General features: G+C 39.0%; 19 protein-coding genes and 1 pseudogene. 17 read left to right on the plus strand and 3 right to left on the minus strand.

Annotation, left to right across the window (positions count from 1 at the left end; all coding sequences use genetic code 11):
* Positions 1–26 precede the first annotated feature (26 nt).
* On the minus strand, positions 27–1,073 hold the full coding sequence (locus OQX63_RS18670) for a 3-oxoacyl-ACP synthase III family protein (protein ID WP_265852336.1): 1,047 nt from the start codon (positions 1,071–1,073) through the stop codon (positions 27–29).
* Positions 1,074–1,243: 170 nt separating this feature from the next.
* Between OQX63_RS18670 and OQX63_RS18675 the strand changes: the two genes are divergently transcribed.
* Positions 1,244–1,525 carry an ATP-dependent Clp protease adaptor ClpS gene (locus OQX63_RS18675; RefSeq protein ID WP_025143968.1) on the plus strand — a complete coding sequence of 94 codons (282 nt, stop codon included), beginning with the start codon at positions 1,244–1,246 and terminating at the stop codon, positions 1,523–1,525.
* A 209-nt stretch (positions 1,526–1,734) separates the two neighbouring features.
* Here the strand turns inward: OQX63_RS18675 and OQX63_RS18680 are convergent, their stop codons facing one another.
* Both OQX63_RS18680 and rsmA read right to left on the minus strand, forming a co-directional pair.
* Positions 1,735–2,334, minus strand: coding sequence for a thioredoxin family protein (locus tag OQX63_RS18680; protein WP_265852337.1), 600 nt, complete (start codon positions 2,332–2,334; stop codon positions 1,735–1,737).
* A 283-nt stretch (positions 2,335–2,617) separates the two neighbouring features.
* The gene (rsmA, locus tag OQX63_RS18685; protein ID WP_265852338.1) at positions 2,618–3,403 is read right to left on the minus strand and encodes a 16S rRNA (adenine(1518)-N(6)/adenine(1519)-N(6))-dimethyltransferase RsmA; all 786 of its coding nucleotides are present in this window, start codon (positions 3,401–3,403) and stop codon (positions 2,618–2,620) included.
* Between the two features lie 192 nt (positions 3,404–3,595).
* Here rsmA and pdxA point away from each other — a divergent pair, with 192 nt between their 5' ends.
* The 16 genes and pseudogenes from pdxA (at position 3,596) to OQX63_RS18765 (ending at position 16,755) form a co-directional block, all read left to right on the plus strand.
* Positions 3,596–4,675: a 4-hydroxythreonine-4-phosphate dehydrogenase PdxA gene (pdxA, locus tag OQX63_RS18690; RefSeq protein WP_265852339.1), complete on the plus strand. Its 1,080-nt coding sequence runs from the start codon at positions 3,596–3,598 to the stop codon at positions 4,673–4,675.
* A gap of 263 nt (positions 4,676–4,938) precedes the next feature.
* Entirely contained in the window at positions 4,939–5,778 is an 840-nt protein-coding gene (locus OQX63_RS18695) for a sulfurtransferase (protein ID WP_265852340.1), read from the plus strand.
* Positions 5,779–6,000: 222 nt separating this feature from the next.
* Complete coding sequence (locus tag OQX63_RS18700; protein WP_265852341.1) at positions 6,001–6,531, plus strand: YceD family protein; 531 nt, start codon at positions 6,001–6,003, stop codon at positions 6,529–6,531.
* A 15-nt stretch (positions 6,532–6,546) separates the two neighbouring features.
* Positions 6,547–6,738, plus strand: coding sequence for a 50S ribosomal protein L32 (gene rpmF, locus OQX63_RS23405; RefSeq protein ID WP_025143959.1), 192 nt, complete (start codon positions 6,547–6,549; stop codon positions 6,736–6,738).
* 99 nt (positions 6,739–6,837) lie between these two features.
* Positions 6,838–7,776: a phosphate acyltransferase PlsX gene (gene plsX / locus OQX63_RS18710; protein ID WP_265852342.1), complete on the plus strand. Its 939-nt coding sequence runs from the start codon at positions 6,838–6,840 to the stop codon at positions 7,774–7,776.
* 17 nt (positions 7,777–7,793) lie between these two features.
* A complete protein-coding gene (locus tag OQX63_RS18715; protein ID WP_265852343.1) occupies positions 7,794–8,792 on the plus strand; it encodes a beta-ketoacyl-ACP synthase III in 999 nt (332 codons plus the stop codon).
* A gap of 118 nt (positions 8,793–8,910) precedes the next feature.
* Entirely contained in the window at positions 8,911–9,387 is a 477-nt protein-coding gene (gene accB / locus OQX63_RS18720; RefSeq protein ID WP_265852344.1) for an acetyl-CoA carboxylase biotin carboxyl carrier protein, read from the plus strand.
* A gap of 98 nt (positions 9,388–9,485) precedes the next feature.
* On the plus strand, positions 9,486–10,826 hold the full coding sequence (gene accC, locus OQX63_RS18725) for an acetyl-CoA carboxylase biotin carboxylase subunit (protein ID WP_265852345.1): 1,341 nt from the start codon (positions 9,486–9,488) through the stop codon (positions 10,824–10,826).
* A gap of 108 nt (positions 10,827–10,934) precedes the next feature.
* The gene (locus OQX63_RS18730) at positions 10,935–11,120 is read left to right on the plus strand and encodes a DUF2683 family protein (protein WP_322974496.1); all 186 of its coding nucleotides are present in this window, start codon (positions 10,935–10,937) and stop codon (positions 11,118–11,120) included.
* A 146-nt stretch (positions 11,121–11,266) separates the two neighbouring features.
* Positions 11,267–11,377, plus strand: a pseudogene (locus OQX63_RS23410) (type II toxin-antitoxin system YoeB family toxin); the annotation flags it as partial.
* Between the two features lie 116 nt (positions 11,378–11,493).
* On the plus strand, positions 11,494–12,375 hold the full coding sequence (tatC, locus tag OQX63_RS18740) for a twin-arginine translocase subunit TatC (RefSeq protein WP_265852347.1): 882 nt from the start codon (positions 11,494–11,496) through the stop codon (positions 12,373–12,375).
* A gap of 45 nt (positions 12,376–12,420) precedes the next feature.
* Positions 12,421–12,858 carry a ribose 5-phosphate isomerase B gene (gene rpiB / locus OQX63_RS18745; protein WP_322974488.1) on the plus strand — a complete coding sequence of 146 codons (438 nt, stop codon included), beginning with the start codon at positions 12,421–12,423 and terminating at the stop codon, positions 12,856–12,858.
* 25 nt (positions 12,859–12,883) lie between these two features.
* A complete protein-coding gene (locus OQX63_RS18750) occupies positions 12,884–14,518 on the plus strand; it encodes a M28 family peptidase (protein ID WP_265852348.1) in 1,635 nt (544 codons plus the stop codon).
* 108 nt (positions 14,519–14,626) lie between these two features.
* The gene (locus OQX63_RS18755) at positions 14,627–14,836 is read left to right on the plus strand and encodes a DUF2281 domain-containing protein (protein ID WP_265852349.1); all 210 of its coding nucleotides are present in this window, start codon (positions 14,627–14,629) and stop codon (positions 14,834–14,836) included.
* A 34-nt stretch (positions 14,837–14,870) separates the two neighbouring features.
* Positions 14,871–15,218, plus strand: coding sequence for a type II toxin-antitoxin system VapC family toxin (locus OQX63_RS18760; protein ID WP_265852350.1), 348 nt, complete (start codon positions 14,871–14,873; stop codon positions 15,216–15,218).
* Between the two features lie 148 nt (positions 15,219–15,366).
* The gene (locus OQX63_RS18765; RefSeq protein WP_265852351.1) at positions 15,367–16,755 is read left to right on the plus strand and encodes a LutB/LldF family L-lactate oxidation iron-sulfur protein; all 1,389 of its coding nucleotides are present in this window, start codon (positions 15,367–15,369) and stop codon (positions 16,753–16,755) included.
* Positions 16,756–16,778: the final 23 nt, after the last annotated feature.

The following is a 16,778-nucleotide window of genomic DNA, read 5'->3' on the forward strand; positions in this document are numbered from 1 at the left end:
GTCCGCTCGAAATGAAGAACCTATGGTTACCACCTAATCAACGCACTGGCCCAGGTAAATCCAGATCCAAATGCTGCAAGGCAAACCAGATCGCCATCTTTGATTTTACCCGCCTCCCAGGCTTCGCATAAGGCAATAGGCACAGAAGCAGCTGTGGTATTGCCATATTTTTGAATATTGTTAAACACCTTATCGTCGTTTAAGCCTAACAATTGCTGTACATACTGGCTGATACGCAGGTTGGCCTGGTGCGGCACCAATAGATCAATATCTTTTTCTGTTAGTTTATTTGCTGCTAAAGCCTCTTTAATTACCTCGGGAAATTTCACTACCGCTTTTTTGAAAACAGCAGGGCCATCCATATATGGCAGAGCCGAGCCACTATCTAAAATTTCTTGGGTCATAAACAATCCACCCAGTTCCTGTTCTGGATAGGCAGGTTTATCTTTCAACCATTTATTGGCATGCGACCCCGGATAATACATAGCCAGAATTTCGGCATCCGCACCGTCACTATGTAAATGTGTACTTAAAATTCCTTTTCCGGCTTCATCCGTAGGCTGCAATACAACAGCACCGGCACCATCCCCAAAAATTACTGATACATTACGGCTACGAGTTTCAAAATCCATGGCAAACGAATGTTTCTCGCTTCCTACCACCAGTACATTTTTATACATGCCGGTTTTCACAAACTGATCGGCCACCGAAAGGGCATAAACAAAGCCCGAACATTGGTTGCGGATATCTAAAGCTCCAATTTCGCCCATGCCCATTTCCCGCTGTAATAATACGCCACATCCCGGGAAATAATAATCAGGACTAAGTGTAGCAAAGACAATAAAATCCACATCTTTAGCCGTAATCCCAGCTCTTTCGATTGCAATTTTAGCCGCTTCGATACCCATGGTAGTAGTAGTTTCCTCATTACGATCGGCAAAACGGCGTTCTTTAATGCCCGTACGTTCCTGGATCCAAGCATCGTTAGTATCCATAAAACGGCTCAAATCATCATTTGTATAAACATTTTTAGGAACGTAATAGCCTATTCCTGCAATTTTAGACTGGTGCATACTCGTATATTATTTGGTTAACAAATGTATTAAAAGAGATGTAAGATGTATGAGGTAAGATCGAAAATGTAATGCAAAGGCCAAAAAGTCTACGTCTATAGTCAAAAATAATCACAACCATCTTCCATTTAACATATTACATCTTCCATAAAAATAGTTATTTTTGTACCATGTCTACAGAAACCAAAGAAGAGACCTTTACGCTCGAAGAAATTTTAACTTCCTTAAAAACCGTACATCGCCTTATTTTGTGGAATGATGATATCAATACTTTCGATCATGTGATCTACTGTATGATGAAATACCTGGATTATAACGAATCGCAGGCTGAAAAAATTGCATGGAAAGTGCATAATGAAGGGAAATGTCCGGTCTTGGAGGGATCATTTACCGAAATGGAAGTATACCGTAAAATTTTACAGCAAGAAGGTTTGACTGTTTCGGTTGATTAAACATAGCGATATTCTCTCGCGAATCGTCATGCTGAACTTGGTTTATTAGAAAATAATAAAATTGCGATAATAAGCTACCAAAGATCGTCATTGCGAGAAGGCTTTTTCAGCCGACGAAGCAATCTTAATGCGATAGCTATAAAATCCCTAGTTGTAAGATTGCTTCGTCGTTCCTCCTCGCAATGACGACATTTCTATTAAATAAAATATCAACTCGCCAATCCTTTCAAAAGCGCAGTTAATCCCGCCTGTGTAGTTTGAGTTTTATCTTTGGCATACCAGCCATGAAGTTTTTCTGCTAAAATCGGCATTTCGGTAGTTTCCGTCCTCCATTCTTTTAAAAGTTCCTGTAAAACTTGTGGCCTTGGACCCCAGGTGGCTAAAACTTCGTCTGCTGATTCATTCAATACAATTAAAACCGGGATTGCTCTTCCTCCATTGGTTAAATGCGCATCAATTAAGGGCAGATTTTTATCTCTAAGCACAAATTTTAGATCAATTTTACCTAATGATGCCGTCGCGATTTTGTTAAACACCGGAACAATCTGAGCAGCATCGCCACACCAGCCTTCGGTAATCACCAGAAACTTATAATTTTCTTTAAGCTGTTCAATAGTTGATATCAAGTCATCATTTAAGCTAATCGTTTTATCTACGCGGTTCATGCGCTGCACATTCATTTTGGTGTAGTGCAAATCATAAGTTACATCACCAGTAGCCTTTCCCTCTAACAGAAGTTGATCAATCAATGCACGATAGGTTTGATAATCCATTCCTTGTTCGCTGAAAATTTCGCTATAATTAACCATGATGTTTAAAATTATTCAGCAAAGAAAGGGAGAAATTAGATTAAAACAATCATGATTTTGCAAGAAAAAGCGGGCTTATACCAGATGATACTTTAGTTTAAGCAGTATCAGGAATTACATAAACCCGATTGAAATGGAAAGCCCGTAAGCGAGGTACGAGTGCGGACTTGGAATGAAAAGCGGGACTGCTGCAACCGAAGACAACAGAAACTTGCTTTCCATATCTCTAAAATTTGTGCTTCAAAAGGATCCTGAAATAAAATTCAGGATGACGATTGTATCACTATACTCCCATCAGTTTACTCACATGCTGTGTTAAAGCTACAAAATCGGCAACGGTTAACTGCTCGGCGCGCTTTTCAAAATAAATATGGTCATCCATTTTATCCTTTGGCATCACTGCAGAAACCGCATTACGCAAGGTTTTTCTTCGCTGGTTAAAACCTGCCTTAACCACCCGCCAGAATAATTTTTCATCGCAGTCTAGAGTCTCCACCTCATTTCTGGTTAAACGGATTACAGCTGAGTGCACTTTTGGCGGCGGATTAAATGTACCTGGCTTAACAGTAAAAAGGTACTCAATTTTATAATAAGCCTGAAGAAACACACTTAAAATACCATACTCTTTGTTTCCCGCGGGTGCTGCGCAACGCTGTGCTACCTCTTTTTGGAACATCCCCACCATTTCTACTACTTTATGGCGGTTATCTAGAATCTTAAATAAGATCTGCGACGAAATATTATACGGGAAGTTACCAATAATGGCAAATTGTCCGGGAAAAATAGCGTCAAAATCGAGTTTTAAAAAATCGCCATTAATCAATCGATCGCCAAGCTGCGGGTATTTTTCGTTCAAAAAATGGAAAGATTCCGTATCAATATCAATCAGATAAGTCGTTAAATCTTTACGTTGCAGCAAAAAATCAGATAAGATTCCCATCCCCGGCCCAACTTCTAAAACCTGATGATACTTATCGGTGTTCACTAAAGCCTCAACAATACGGTTAGCAATGCCTTTATCAGTTAAAAAATGTTGCCCTAAATGTTTTTTTGCTTTTACTAAACTCATCTTTACGCTTTATTTTGCCACGAAGGCACAGAACCACAGAAAAATTTTGCAACAAATGGAAAAACTCTTTCCCCTCTCCGTGCAAACAGTGTTTCTGTGATTACGCTATTTTGTACAAAATAACTAATTTTTATCCGGTAAGCACCTCTTTAATCGAAAATCAGTAATTTGCGCTAAAATTTTCCAGTAATTATGAGCAATAAACTTAAAATTGGCATCAGTATAGGCGACGTAAACGGCATAGGTTTAGAGGTAATCATTAAAACATTATCCAATCCTGCGATTTTAAATTATTGTACTCCGATTGTATATGGGCATACCAAAGTTTCATCTTTTCATAGAAAAGCGAATAACCTGGGCGATTTTAGTTTTAACGTAGTTAACCATGCCAGCCAGGCCATGCCAAAAAAGGCCAACATGATCAATTGCTGGGAAGAAGATGTAAAAATTGAATTGGGCCAGGTTACGGCAACAGGTGGCAAATATGCGCTTCTATCATTAGAACGTGCAACAGCCGACCTGGTAAACGGCGATATCGATGCTTTGGTTACCGCACCAATTAATAAACATAATATCCAATCCGAAACTTTTGCTTTTCCGGGCCATACCGAATATCTGCAAGAAAAGAGTGGCAGCAAAGATGTGCTGATGTTTCTGATCAGCGAAAATTTACGTGTTGGCGTGGTAACCGTTCACATTCCGGTGAAAGATGTTCCGGCTGCCATTACGAAAGATAAAATTGTAAACAAGTTAAAACTGATCAACGAAAGTTTAAAAAAAGACTTCTGGATCGAAAAACCAAAAATTGCTGTTTTGGGCTTAAACCCGCACGCAAGCGATAACGGTTTATTGGGCGCCGAGGAGGCTGAAATGATTACACCAGCAATTCAGGAAGCCTACGATAAAGGTATTGTTTGCTTTGGTCCATATCCTGCTGATGGCTTTTTTGGTAACGGCAGCTACAAACAGTTTGATGCCGTTTTGGCCATGTACCACGATCAGGGTTTAATTCCTTTTAAAACATTGGCTTTCCATAATGGTGTAAACTATACCGCTGGCTTAAACTTTGTTCGTACCTCTCCAGATCATGGAACTGGTTACGATATTGCAGGAAAAAATTTAGCAGATTCGACTTCATTTACTGAAGCTTTGTTTTCGGCCATCCACATTGTTAAAAACCGTCGTGAGCAGGAAGAAATGTTGAGCAATCAATTACGCACAGGTGGAAAAGTGGTTGAAACGCAGTTTGATATTAAAGATGATGCTTCTTAAGGTAAAAGGCTGAAGGTATAAAGGTTGAAGGTTTGCAAAATAGCAAAAGCCAAGTGCCGGAAGTCCGCAAGTCAGCGGTCCGAGGACACCATGCCCAAAAACCAAATCCTAACAAAATTGTCCTTTCGCCGTAGCGGAGAAATCTGTGATAAGACTAAAGTTGAGCGTCGGAAGTTCGAAAGTCAGTTGTCCGATAGGATGTTCGAAGATCAAAACTAAAGTGAAATCTTCATCACTATAATTTCAAGTAATATTAAAAATAAATGACCACTCTATCACCCATCATAAAACCCGAAGAATTAACCTGGTTAAACCAGGATGATGAAATTGTAATTATCGACGCCAGCGCTGGATCAAAAGCCAGGTATGATGAACAACATTTGGCTGGGGCAATTTTTGCCGATGTAAATGAAGATTTAGCCAACATCCGCGATTTTGCTATTGGCGGACGTCATCCTTTACCAACTCCTGAACAGTTTTCTGCCGTATTGCAAAAACTCGGGATTACTGAACACAGCCATGTTATTGTTTACGATGATAAAAATGGTGGTAACGCAGCAGCAAGGTTATGGTGGATGTTAAAGGCTATTGGTCATAAGAAAGTGCAGGTCATTGATGGAGGCTTTCAGGCTGCTGTTAAAGCAGGTTTCCCAACTACAGATAAAATAGAAATTCCAAAATCTGTTTCGCCTTACACCGTAAAAACATGGGATTTACCGCTGTCTGACATCAACGAAGTTGAAAAAGTAGCCAAAACAGACGATTATATTGTAATTGATGTACGCGATGCAAATCGTTTTGCCGGCCTCACCGAGCCTATCGATTTAATTGCAGGCCATATTCCGGGTGCAGCCAACATTCCTTTTACTGAAAATTTAGATGCATCAGGCGCTTTCCTTGCCCCTGAAATATTAAAAGAAAAATACGAAGAAGCCCTGGCACATGTAAAGCCCGAAAATGTGATTGTACATTGTGGCTCAGGCATTACCGCCTGCCATACCCTTTTGGCTATGGATTATGCAGGTTTACCTATCCCCAAACTTTATGTAGGCTCTTGGAGCGAATGGAGCAGAAATAACAAGGAAATGGTTTTGGCTGACTAGCTTTCTTACAGACTGACCTTAAAGGTTTTGAAAACCTGTAAGGTCTTTCAATTGACTTTTTGTTGGTCGAGTACAAATCCTGACCAACAAGAAACCCGTAAGGTCTTTCAGTATTTCAATTAACATTCTGAAAACCTGTCCGATTAACAGCAACAATTTTAAAAAAAGATTTTTAATCTAATTATTTATCCCTACATTTGCAGGCTAAAATTTTACAGTACTTTGAACCCACTAAAACAATTTTCATTACCGTTTACCGGCTTAAAATTGGGAACTCATCAGTTTGATTATGAGCTTGATGATCGCTTTTTTAACGCATTTGAGTATTCGTTAATTAAAAGTGGAAATTTAAAAGTAGACCTGGAACTTGATAAACAAGAGACCATGTTGCTACTAAAATTCAAAGTTATCGGTACAGTTAATTTAGATTGCGATAAATGTTTATCTGAGTTTCCGTTGCCGATAAATCTGTATGAAAGGCAGATTGTAAAGTTTGCTGAAGATGAACTGGAGAGTGATGATGAAGAAATTATTTCGTTGAGCCGTAAAGAAACCGAGATTGATATATCCGGTCCTTTATACGAAATGATTAACGTTGCAGTACCTTATATCAAAAACTGCGAACAGGCAGGTAAAGATTGTGATCAGGAGATGATTGACCGTTTAAATCAATTATCGATCGAAAACCAGGCTGAAGAAAATGAACAAACAAGCGACCCACGTTGGGAAGCCCTTAATAAGTTAAAAAAATAATTAGATTATACACCAATGGCACATCCAAAACGGAAAATCTCGAAACAGAGAAAAAATAAAAGAAGAACACACTATAAAGCTGTTACTCCTTCTTTAGCAACATGCTCGGCAACAGGTGCTATCCACGTACCTCACCGTGCTTACAACGTTGATGGTAACTTATACTACAACGGCAAACTGGTTATCGAAAATACTCAGATAGGGTAATTTTCTTAAAAAATTGTTTGTGTTTTCAGCGGCTTTAGTCATACCTTAGTCAACTGAAAATTCAGGATTACACCTGACTAACACAAACAGATTTTTTCTATGAAAATAGGCCTCGACATAATGGGCGGAGACTATGCTCCCAAAGCAATTGTTTTGGGAGCAATAGCTGCTCATCAATCGCTTAACGCTGGAGAGCATTTAGTTCTTATTGGCGATACCGAACAGATTAAACCCATTCTGGCAGAAGAGGGTTTCAATCCAGATCATTTTGAATACGTTCATACTGATGAAGTTATTGGTATGGGCGAACATCCCACCAAAGCAATCGTTCAGAAACCAAACTCGAGCATAGCTATTGGTTTTAACCTCTTAAAAGAGGGTAAAATCGATTCTTTCGCAAGTGCTGGTAATTCTGGAGCCATGTTGGTTGGCGCAGTTTTTAGCGTCAAAACCATTCCGGGCATTATCCGCCCCTGTTTATGTACAATTCTTCCGAAAATTAAAGGTGGCACAGGCCTATTGTTAGATGTAGGTGCAAATGCCGACTGTAAACCTGATATTTTATTACAATTTGGTGTTTTAGGCAGCTTATATGCAGAAAATCTTTTGCATATAAATGAGCCAAAAGTTGCCTTGATAAATATTGGCGAAGAAGATGAAAAAGGAAATATGCTAAGCATGGCTACTTTTCCGTTAATGAAAGAAACCAGCCTCTTCAACTTCGTTGGAAATGTGGAAGGTAGAGATTTATTTAACGATAAGGCCGATGTAATTGTGTGCGATGGTTTTACCGGAAATGTAATGCTAAAATTAGCAGAATCGTTTTATGTGCTTACCATCAAAAAGGGACTGAAAGATGAGTTTTTCGATCGTTTTAATTATGAACAATACGGTGGAAGCCCAGTTTTAGGTGTTAACGCTCCTGTTGTTATCGGACATGGAATTTCTAGTCCGCTGGCTGTTAAAAACATGGTTCTACAATCCAGGGAAATGATTACTACGGGATTGGTAGAAAAAATTAGAATGGCATTTAAATAATTTATAAAATTCTTAAAATGAGTAAAATTCACGCTGCTATTACTGCAGTAAATGGTTATGTCCCAGACTATGTGCTTACAAACGCAGAGTTAGAAACCATTGTTGACACTTCGGATGAATGGATTACAAGCAGAACGGGAATTAAAGAACGTAGAATTTTAAAAGGAGAAGGTTTAGGCACTTCAGATATGGCTGTTCATGCTGTAAACGGTTTGCTTAAAAAGAGAGGAATTGATGCAAAAGAAATTGAACTGATTATCTTTTGCACCACTACTCCAGATTTTACTTTTCCTGCCACAGCAAACGTTTTAGCTGATAAAGTTGGCGCCACCAATGCCTGGGGTTATGATTTACAGGCCGCTTGTTCTGGATTTTTATTTGGTCTATCTACCGGTGCATCATTTATCGAATCAGGCAGACATAAAAAAGTTTTAGTAGTTGGTGGCGATAAAATGTCGTCAATCATCAATTATGAAGACCGCACCACCTGCATCATTTTTGGCGATGGGTGTGGCTGCGCTTTACTGGAACCAAATGAAGAAGGCTTGGGTATTCAGGATTCTATTTTAAGAACAGATGGATCTGGAAGAGATTTCCTGGGCATGAAGGCCGGTGGATCAGTAAAACCAGCTACCCATGAAACCATTGATGCCAGGGAACATTTTGCGCATCAGGAAGGGCCGACAGTATTTAAATTTGCGGTAACCAATATGGCCGATGTTGCTGCCGAAATTATGGAGCGCAACAGCTTGACTGCTGATGATGTGGCCTGGTTAGTACCCCACCAAGCTAACAAACGCATTATCGACGCCACAGCGAACCGCATGGGGGTTACAACCGATAAGGTGATGATCAACATCGAACGCTATGGGAATACAACCAACGGAACAATTCCATTATGTTTATGGGAGTGGGAAAGCAGATTGAAAAAAGGTGATAACATCGTTTTAGCTGCATTCGGTGGTGGCTTTACCTGGGGTTCGGTATACCTTAAATGGGCTTACGACACAAAATAGTCAGAAGTCTTTAGCCTGGAGTCCGAAGTAATCGGAACACTTGGAGAAAAAATAAAACAAAAAAAGTATAACTTAGTTAATTCAATAAACACTATTTTTTACATAACTAGCCTAAAAAATGGATATTAAACAAATACAGGAACTGATTAAATTTGTTTCTCGTTCTGGAGTAAATGAAGTTGCTATTGAGCAAGAAAACTTCAAAATCACGATCAAAACAAACCAAGCACCAACCGTTGTGCATGCTACCGTACCACAGGCTCCGCTTGTACAGGCTGCAGCTCCTGTTGCCACAGCTCCTACTGCCCCAAGTGCTGCAACACCCGCTGTACCTGCTGCAGAAGACACCTCAAAATACATTACCATTAAATCGCCAATGATCGGTACTTTTTACCGTTCAGCTAGCCCAGAAAAACCAATGTTTGTAAATGTTGGTGATGAAATTAGCGCAGGTAAGGTAGTTTGTATTATCGAGGCAATGAAACTTTTCAACGAAATTGAAAGTGAAGTTTCAGGCCGTATCGTTAAAATATTGGTCGATAATGCATCACCTGTAGAGTACGACCAACCGTTATTTTTAGTAGAACCTATTTAGAAGCTGATTTCACAGGTTAATTTGATTCCACAGATTTTTGATCATGCCGTTAAATCGGTGTAATCGTTTAAATCTGTGTTATCCTAAATTAAAAAATTATGTTTAAAAAAATTCTAATTGCCAACAGGGGTGAAATCGCTTTGCGTATTATCCGTACCTGTAAGGAAATGGGCATCAAAACGGTTGCTGTTTATTCTACTGCAGATCGCGAGAGTTTACACGTCCGTTTTGCTGACGAGGCTGTTTGTATTGGCCCACCACCTAGTAAAGATTCTTATTTAAATATCCCAAATATTATCTCGGCTGCAGAATTAACCAACGCCGACGCCATACATCCAGGATACGGTTTCTTGTCAGAAAATGCTAAGTTTTCTAACATCTGCCGCGAGTATAACATCAAATTTATTGGTGCAACCCCAGAGCAGATTAATGGCATGGGCGATAAAGCCTCGGCAAAAGAAACCATGAAAAATGCCGGTGTTCCAACCATTCCAGGATCGGAAGGTTTGCTTGCCAGTGTTAAAGAAGGTATTGCAATTGCCAATGAAATGGGCTATCCGGTAATCCTTAAAGCAACTGCCGGTGGTGGTGGCCGTGGTATGCGCGTTGTTTGGAAAGATGAAGACTTCGAAAATGCTTGGGATAGTGCACGCCAGGAATCTGGCGCGGCATTCGGTAATGATGGTTTGTATTTAGAAAAATATATCGAAGATCCTCGCCACATTGAAATCCAGGTGATTGGCGATCAGTTTGGCAAAGCCTGCCATTTATCAGAACGTGATTGTTCAATCCAGCGCCGTCACCAGAAATTGGTAGAAGAATCGCCTTCTCCTTTCATGACTGATGAACTCCGCCAGAGAATGGGTGAAGCAGCAATTAAAGGAGCAACAGCTGTAAATTATGAAGGAGCTGGTACAATCGAATTTTTGGTTGATAAACACCGTAACTTCTACTTTATGGAGATGAATACACGTATCCAGGTAGAGCATCCGGTTACAGAAGAGGTAATCAACTTCGATTTAATCAAAGAACAGATTAAAGTTGCTGCCGGAATCCCGATTTCTGGTAAAAACTATACACCTGAAATGCACGCGATAGAGTGCCGCATCAACGCTGAAGATCCTGCAAATAATTTCCGTCCATCACCAGGAAAAATCACGAACTTCCATTCGCCAGGTGGTCACGGTGTTCGCGTAGACACACATGTTTACGCCGGATATTCAATTCCTTCTAACTACGATTCAATGATTGCAAAATTAATCTGCGTAGCGCAAACGCGTGAAGAGGCCATCTGTACCATGGAGCGTGCATTGAGCGAATTCGTAATTGAAGGTATTAAAACTACCATTCCTTTCCATTTACAATTGATGAAAGATCCTAACTTCAGGGCAGGAAATTTTACTACAAAGTTTATGGAAACGTTTGAATTTACGGAATAATATAAACGATTATAAAAATTTAAATCCCATTTTGGTAGAACAGAATGGGATTTTTCTTTATTAAAAACTTTAAAATTATTTCAGTAAAATTGAATTATCGAAACGTTAATTGTACATCCGGAAAACAAAGCGCAACTAAATGCTGTAAAGCAGGTTTTAAAAGCCATGAAGATTTCTTTTGAAAAAAAAGAACAACCTTACAATCCAGAATTTGTTGAAAAAATTTTGCAAGGAGATAAAGATTTCAAAGAGGGAAACTTCACAAAAGTTGATTTAGAAAATCTATGGAAATAGTTTTTCTTCCAAGAGCAAATGATGATTTAGATTTTTGGAAGAAATCAGGCCTTAGTAATATCCAAAAGAAAATACATAACCTTTTAATCGCTATAATGGATTCTCCATTTGAAGGCATTGGGAAACCGTAGGCACTAAAATATAATCTTACGGGTAAGTGGTCTAGGAGAATTAATTCAGAACACAGAATTATTTATGAGGTTTTGGAAACAGAACAAATCATTAAGATCTATTCATTGAGAGGGCATTACAACTAATTTTTAAATTCACTTAGTTAATATATCAAATCATTTCTCATAATAATATAAACTATTTCTATATTTAACACGTAAATACCATTCTATTCAAATAGAATGGTATTTTTGTTTTCAACATGAGCGACACTAAAAAAACTTTACTTACAAAAGCTATCGGTCAAAAGAGCACCAATTTAGAGGCAGAAATGTCTTTTTTCGATCACCTGGATGTTCTCCGTAAACATTTAATCAGAGCCGTAATTGCCATTGCCGTTTTTACGGGTATCGCTTTTTACTTTAATGAAGAGATTCTGGATAAAATAATTTTTGGACCTAAAAAACCTGATTTTTGGACCTATCGGATGATGTGTAAACTGGTAGAGCATTTTCCATCATTAGGTAAAGATATGTGTATCACCAAAATTAATGGTGAAATTATCAATACCGAGATGGCCGGCCAGTTCAATCTTCAATTAAATGTTTGTGTAATGTGCGGTATTGTGGTGGGGTTCCCTTATTTGCTATGGGAAATCTGGCGTTTTATTAAACCAGCACTGCACGAAAATGAACGTAAATCAGCCAGTGGTTTTGTATTCTTTGCCTCTGTACTTTTCATTATTGGGATCTTTTTCGGCTACTTTGTAGTATGCCCGCTATCGGTTAACTTTTTAACTGGTTATACGGTAAGTGCCGAAATTAAAAACACGTTTACAGTCGATTCTTACCTGTCATCTGTTGCAACCCTTACTTTAGGTACGGGGATTATTTTTGAACTTCCGGTAATTATTTTCATCCTGTCTAAACTTGGTTTGATGACACCAAAGTTGATGAGATCAAGCAGAAGGTATGCCGCCGTAATTATTTTAATTATCGCAGCTATTGTAACGCCAACACCTGATATTATGACAATGTTGATTGTAGCTACGCCATTGTTCCTACTTTATGAGCTAAGTATTTTCGTTTCAGCCTACATTGAAAAAAAGAAGAAAAAGGCTGAAGCAGCATTCTACGCTAACTAACAAAAACATTACGAACAGAATTCACAATTCTCTATACATTTGACAATGTCTGGTACAAAAATTAAAATTGCCATTGGCGCGGATCATGCCGGATTCGAATACAAAGAATTATTAAAAGATTTTTTACAGGATTACGAGGTAAAAGATTTTGGCCCGCATACTGCAGATTCTGTCGACTATCCTGATTTTGCACATCCTGTTGCCAGGGCTGTTGAAAATGGAGAATTTACATATGGTATTTTACTTTGCGGCTCGGCCAATGGTGTGGCTATAACAGCCAACAAACACCAGGGCATTAGAGCAGGTTTGTGCTGGGAAAACGAAGTGGCTTCACTGGTACGCCTACATAATAACGCTAATGTACTTTGTATCCCAGCCCGTTTTGTTTCTGTAGACGAAGCTAAACAAATTACCAAAACCTTTTTAACTACAGCATTTGAAGGTGGCCGCCACCAAAATCGGGTTGAAAAAATTTCCTGCTAACCAGATCTCAACTAAAATTATTATCATGAACAAAAAGTTTTTAACCCTAAGCTTAGCAACGCTTGTTACAGCAAGTTGTTTTGGCCAGATTAAACCACTGCCGGCCAATAAAGACGCTATTAAATTTAGCAAGGCCATTAATCCTGATAATGCCTATAAGCACCTTTCGGTTTTGGCATCTGATGAATATGAAGGCCGCGAAACAGGAACCAAAGGTGCCTGGATGGCCGCAGATTATATCCGCGATTATTTTAAATCGATTGGCTTGAAAGGTCCGGTAAATGGCAGTTATTTCCAAAAAATTAACCTGGTGAATGTTACTTTGAAGGAAAGTCATGTAACCGTTAATGGCCAGCCGAAAGAATATCAGAAAGATTATATTGTTTCACCAAGCTTAATCAGCGATAACGGTTTTACTTTTTCTACTGATCAGATTGTATTTATTGGCTATGGGATCAAAAAAGACAGCTATAACGATTTTGCAGGAACTGATATTAAAGGTAAAGTGGTCATGATGTTCAACGGGGGCGACCCAACCATTAAGCCTGGTACCCGTGTTGACAGGGCTGCTTATCGCGCCATGTTAGAAAGCAGGGCAAAATATTTTGCAGAGAATAATGTTAAAGCCATTATCCTGATTGATCCAGGTGTGGATAGAATTACCGAAAACACGAAACAAGCTCAAAATAACGGCCGTGTGATGGTCAAAACAAATGCGGCTATTGAGGCTCAGAAACAAAATGAAACGCCGCGCATTTCCATCTCTGTGGCCCTTGCAAACGATTTGTTAAAATCAGTGAATACTACGGCAGCCGATTTACAAAAGAAAATTTCTGAAAGCCTTACGCCTGCTTCGCAAGTGTTAAATGTTCCTTTCTCGGCAAGTGCTGCTAAAAACGAAGCATCGGTTAGGTGCGAAAATGTTTTGGGTTACTTAGAGGGTTCTGATCCGGTACTTAAAAAAGAAGTATTAATCTTAACCGGTCACTACGATCATATTGGTTTAGAAACTGATCCAAACGCGAAAGATAAAGTAAACAACGGTGCCGACGACGATGGATCAGGTACTACTGGTGTCTTATTAATGGCAAAAGCCTTTACTGATGCTAAAAAAGCAGGTAAAGGCCCGAAACGCAGCATCTTATTTATGACTGTTGTTGGTGAAGAAAAAGGCCTTTGGGGTTCTGAATGGTATTCGGAACATCCTGTTTTCCCTGTTGCCAACACCATTGCTGATTTAAATACCGATATGATTGGCCGTACAGGTGAAGAATATTTGGGCAAACCCGATTCGGCAAACTACATTTATTCGGTAGGTTCGAGGATGTTAAGTAGTGACCTGGCCAATTTAAGCGAGCAGGTAAATGCAACTTATACCAAAATGAAACTCGATTATAAATATGATGACCCGAAAGATCCTGAGCAGATTTATTACCGCTCAGACCACTACAACTTCGCCAAATTAGGCATTCCGATTATTTTCTATTATGATGGAATGTTACAACAGGATTACCACAAACCAGGCGACGAAGTAAGTAAAATTAACTTTCCTCTACTCACAAAAAGAGCAAAACTAACCTATTTTACGGCGTGGGAACTTGCCAACAGGGCTAAACGTCCGGCAGTAGACATGGATGGAAAAGGAAATCCGAAGAAATAATTTTCAAAATACTCAGCCTCAACGAAATGTTGGGGCTTTTTGTTTTAATTTGACAATCGTAACTTTATATTTAAAGATTAAAATGTTATTTTTGATAAAAGCGAGTTTATGGATCAATTGCATATTTTAGAAAAAATTAAAATGATCCCTGTTGCTTATCAGCAAGAGGTGGAAGACTTTATTGATTTTATTTTGCAAAAAAAAGACCTTAAAAGAAGCGAGAAAAAAAGTAATAGAAAACTTGGTTTACTTAAGGGGAAAATGAAAATGAGTGATGATTTTAATTCTCCATTAGAGGATTTCAAGGATTACATCTAGTGAAAAAATACTTGCTTGGTACACATGTTTTACTTTGGATGCAAGACGACAACCTTGCATATCTAACAGGGCAAGAAAAATCTTAGAAGATCCAACAGTTAACCTCTACCTGAGCATTGCCAGTTTATGGGAGATTACTATAAAACAATCATTAGGTAAGCTCCAATTAGAATATTCATTAGATGAACTAATTGAATCATGTAATGAAACCAATATTACGATTCTTCCAATAGATATAGGAACTTTAAAAATACTTAAATCTTTACCATTCCTCCACCGTGATCCTTTCGATAGAATTATTATTGCAACAAGTGTGGGATTAGACTTGAATTTTATTTCAAGCGATGAAATAGCTAAAAAATATATAAAAGGAGTAATCTGATAAAACCTTTCCATTATATTATTATAATAATTTCTTTTGTTTCAATTTTCAAAAAATAAACTCAATAGGGTTTCCTATCTTTGGTTTTTAGCGAAGTAGCACCAAACTAAAAGCGGTTATTCTTCGTTACCCCTATAATAAATTGCCATTGATGAAAACTGCCGAGGAATTTTTAGAAAAGTCTGATGAGAAAGCTTTCGATTTACCACATCGTAAAACCATAAATTACAATATTGGTAAATACAATACAGCGGTTGAACGTGGCTTATCAAAATTCGAAAACCTCGAAGCCTCTAAAAAAAAGGCCCACGTTATTAAATGGCGGGTAATGGAAAATCTTGACAAGTTCTTACCAGAATTCGAGTCAAATTTCCAACGCCGGGGTGGTAAAGTAATCTGGGCAAATGATGCTGCAGAAGCCCAGCAAGAAATCCTCAATATCATTAAAAGAAATAATGGGAAGACGGTCATCAAATCTAAATCAATGACGACCGAAGAAATTCACCTGAACGACTTTCTAGAGCAAAACAATATCGAATCGCTGGAAAGCGATCTCGGCGAATACATTGTTCAGCTATTGGGCCAGGCACCCTACCATATTGTTACCCCTGCCATGCACCTAAGTGCTGCTGATATTGCGAAGTTATTCCATGATAAATTTGGAACTCCCATTGATGCTACGCCACCGCAGCTGGTACAAAAAGCCAGGGAGCTACTCCGGGACAAGTATTTGAATGCCGATATTGGTATCAGCGGTGGGAATTTCCTGATTGCTGATACCGGCAGTATTGCCATTACCGAAAATGAAGGCAATGCCAGGTTAAGTACTACTTTTCCAAAAATACATATTGCCATTGTTGGTATCGAAAAGGTAATCCCTTCTATGGCCGACTTGGATTTGTTCTGGCCATTGTTGGCTTCGCACGGTACCGGACAAAACCTAACGGTTTACAATAGTATCCTGAGTGGTCCGCGCCAAGCAAATGAAACAGATGGACCCGAAGAAATGTATGTGATTCTGCTGGATAATGGCCGCACCAATTTACTGGCACAAAAAGAACAGCGACAGGGCTTATACTGTATCCGTTGTGGTGCCTGTTTAAACGCCTGCCCAGTATATAAAAATATTGGCGGACATACCTACAATACCACTTATAGTGGCCCGATTGGTTCTGTAATTACACCGCATCTAAAGGGAATGGAAGAGTTTAAGCATTTAAGTTATGCTTCCAGTCTCTGCGGAAAGTGTTCGGAGGTTTGCCCGGTAAAAATCGATATCCATAAAATGTTATTGCTCAATCGTAGGGATGCGGCAGCTGCGCACGAAAATGGCAAAAAGGAAGAGGTGGGCTGGAGCATGTTCAGCAAGATGATGCAAAAACGCAAATGGATGGATTTATTCGGCGGAAAGTTTAAAAACCTTATGCTCAAAACCTTCTTCAAAAAGAGTTGGGGCAAATACCGCGAAATGCCAAAAGTTGCCGATAAGTCATTCGCCAAACAGTTTGAGGAGATGAAAAAGAACCGGGAATCTTAATCAAAAACCATTAGCCAAACAAC

The sequence above is a fragment of the Pedobacter sp. PF22-3 genome (assembly GCF_026239555.1).
In the GTDB taxonomy this organism is placed as follows: Bacteria; Bacteroidota; Bacteroidia; order Sphingobacteriales; family Sphingobacteriaceae; genus Pedobacter.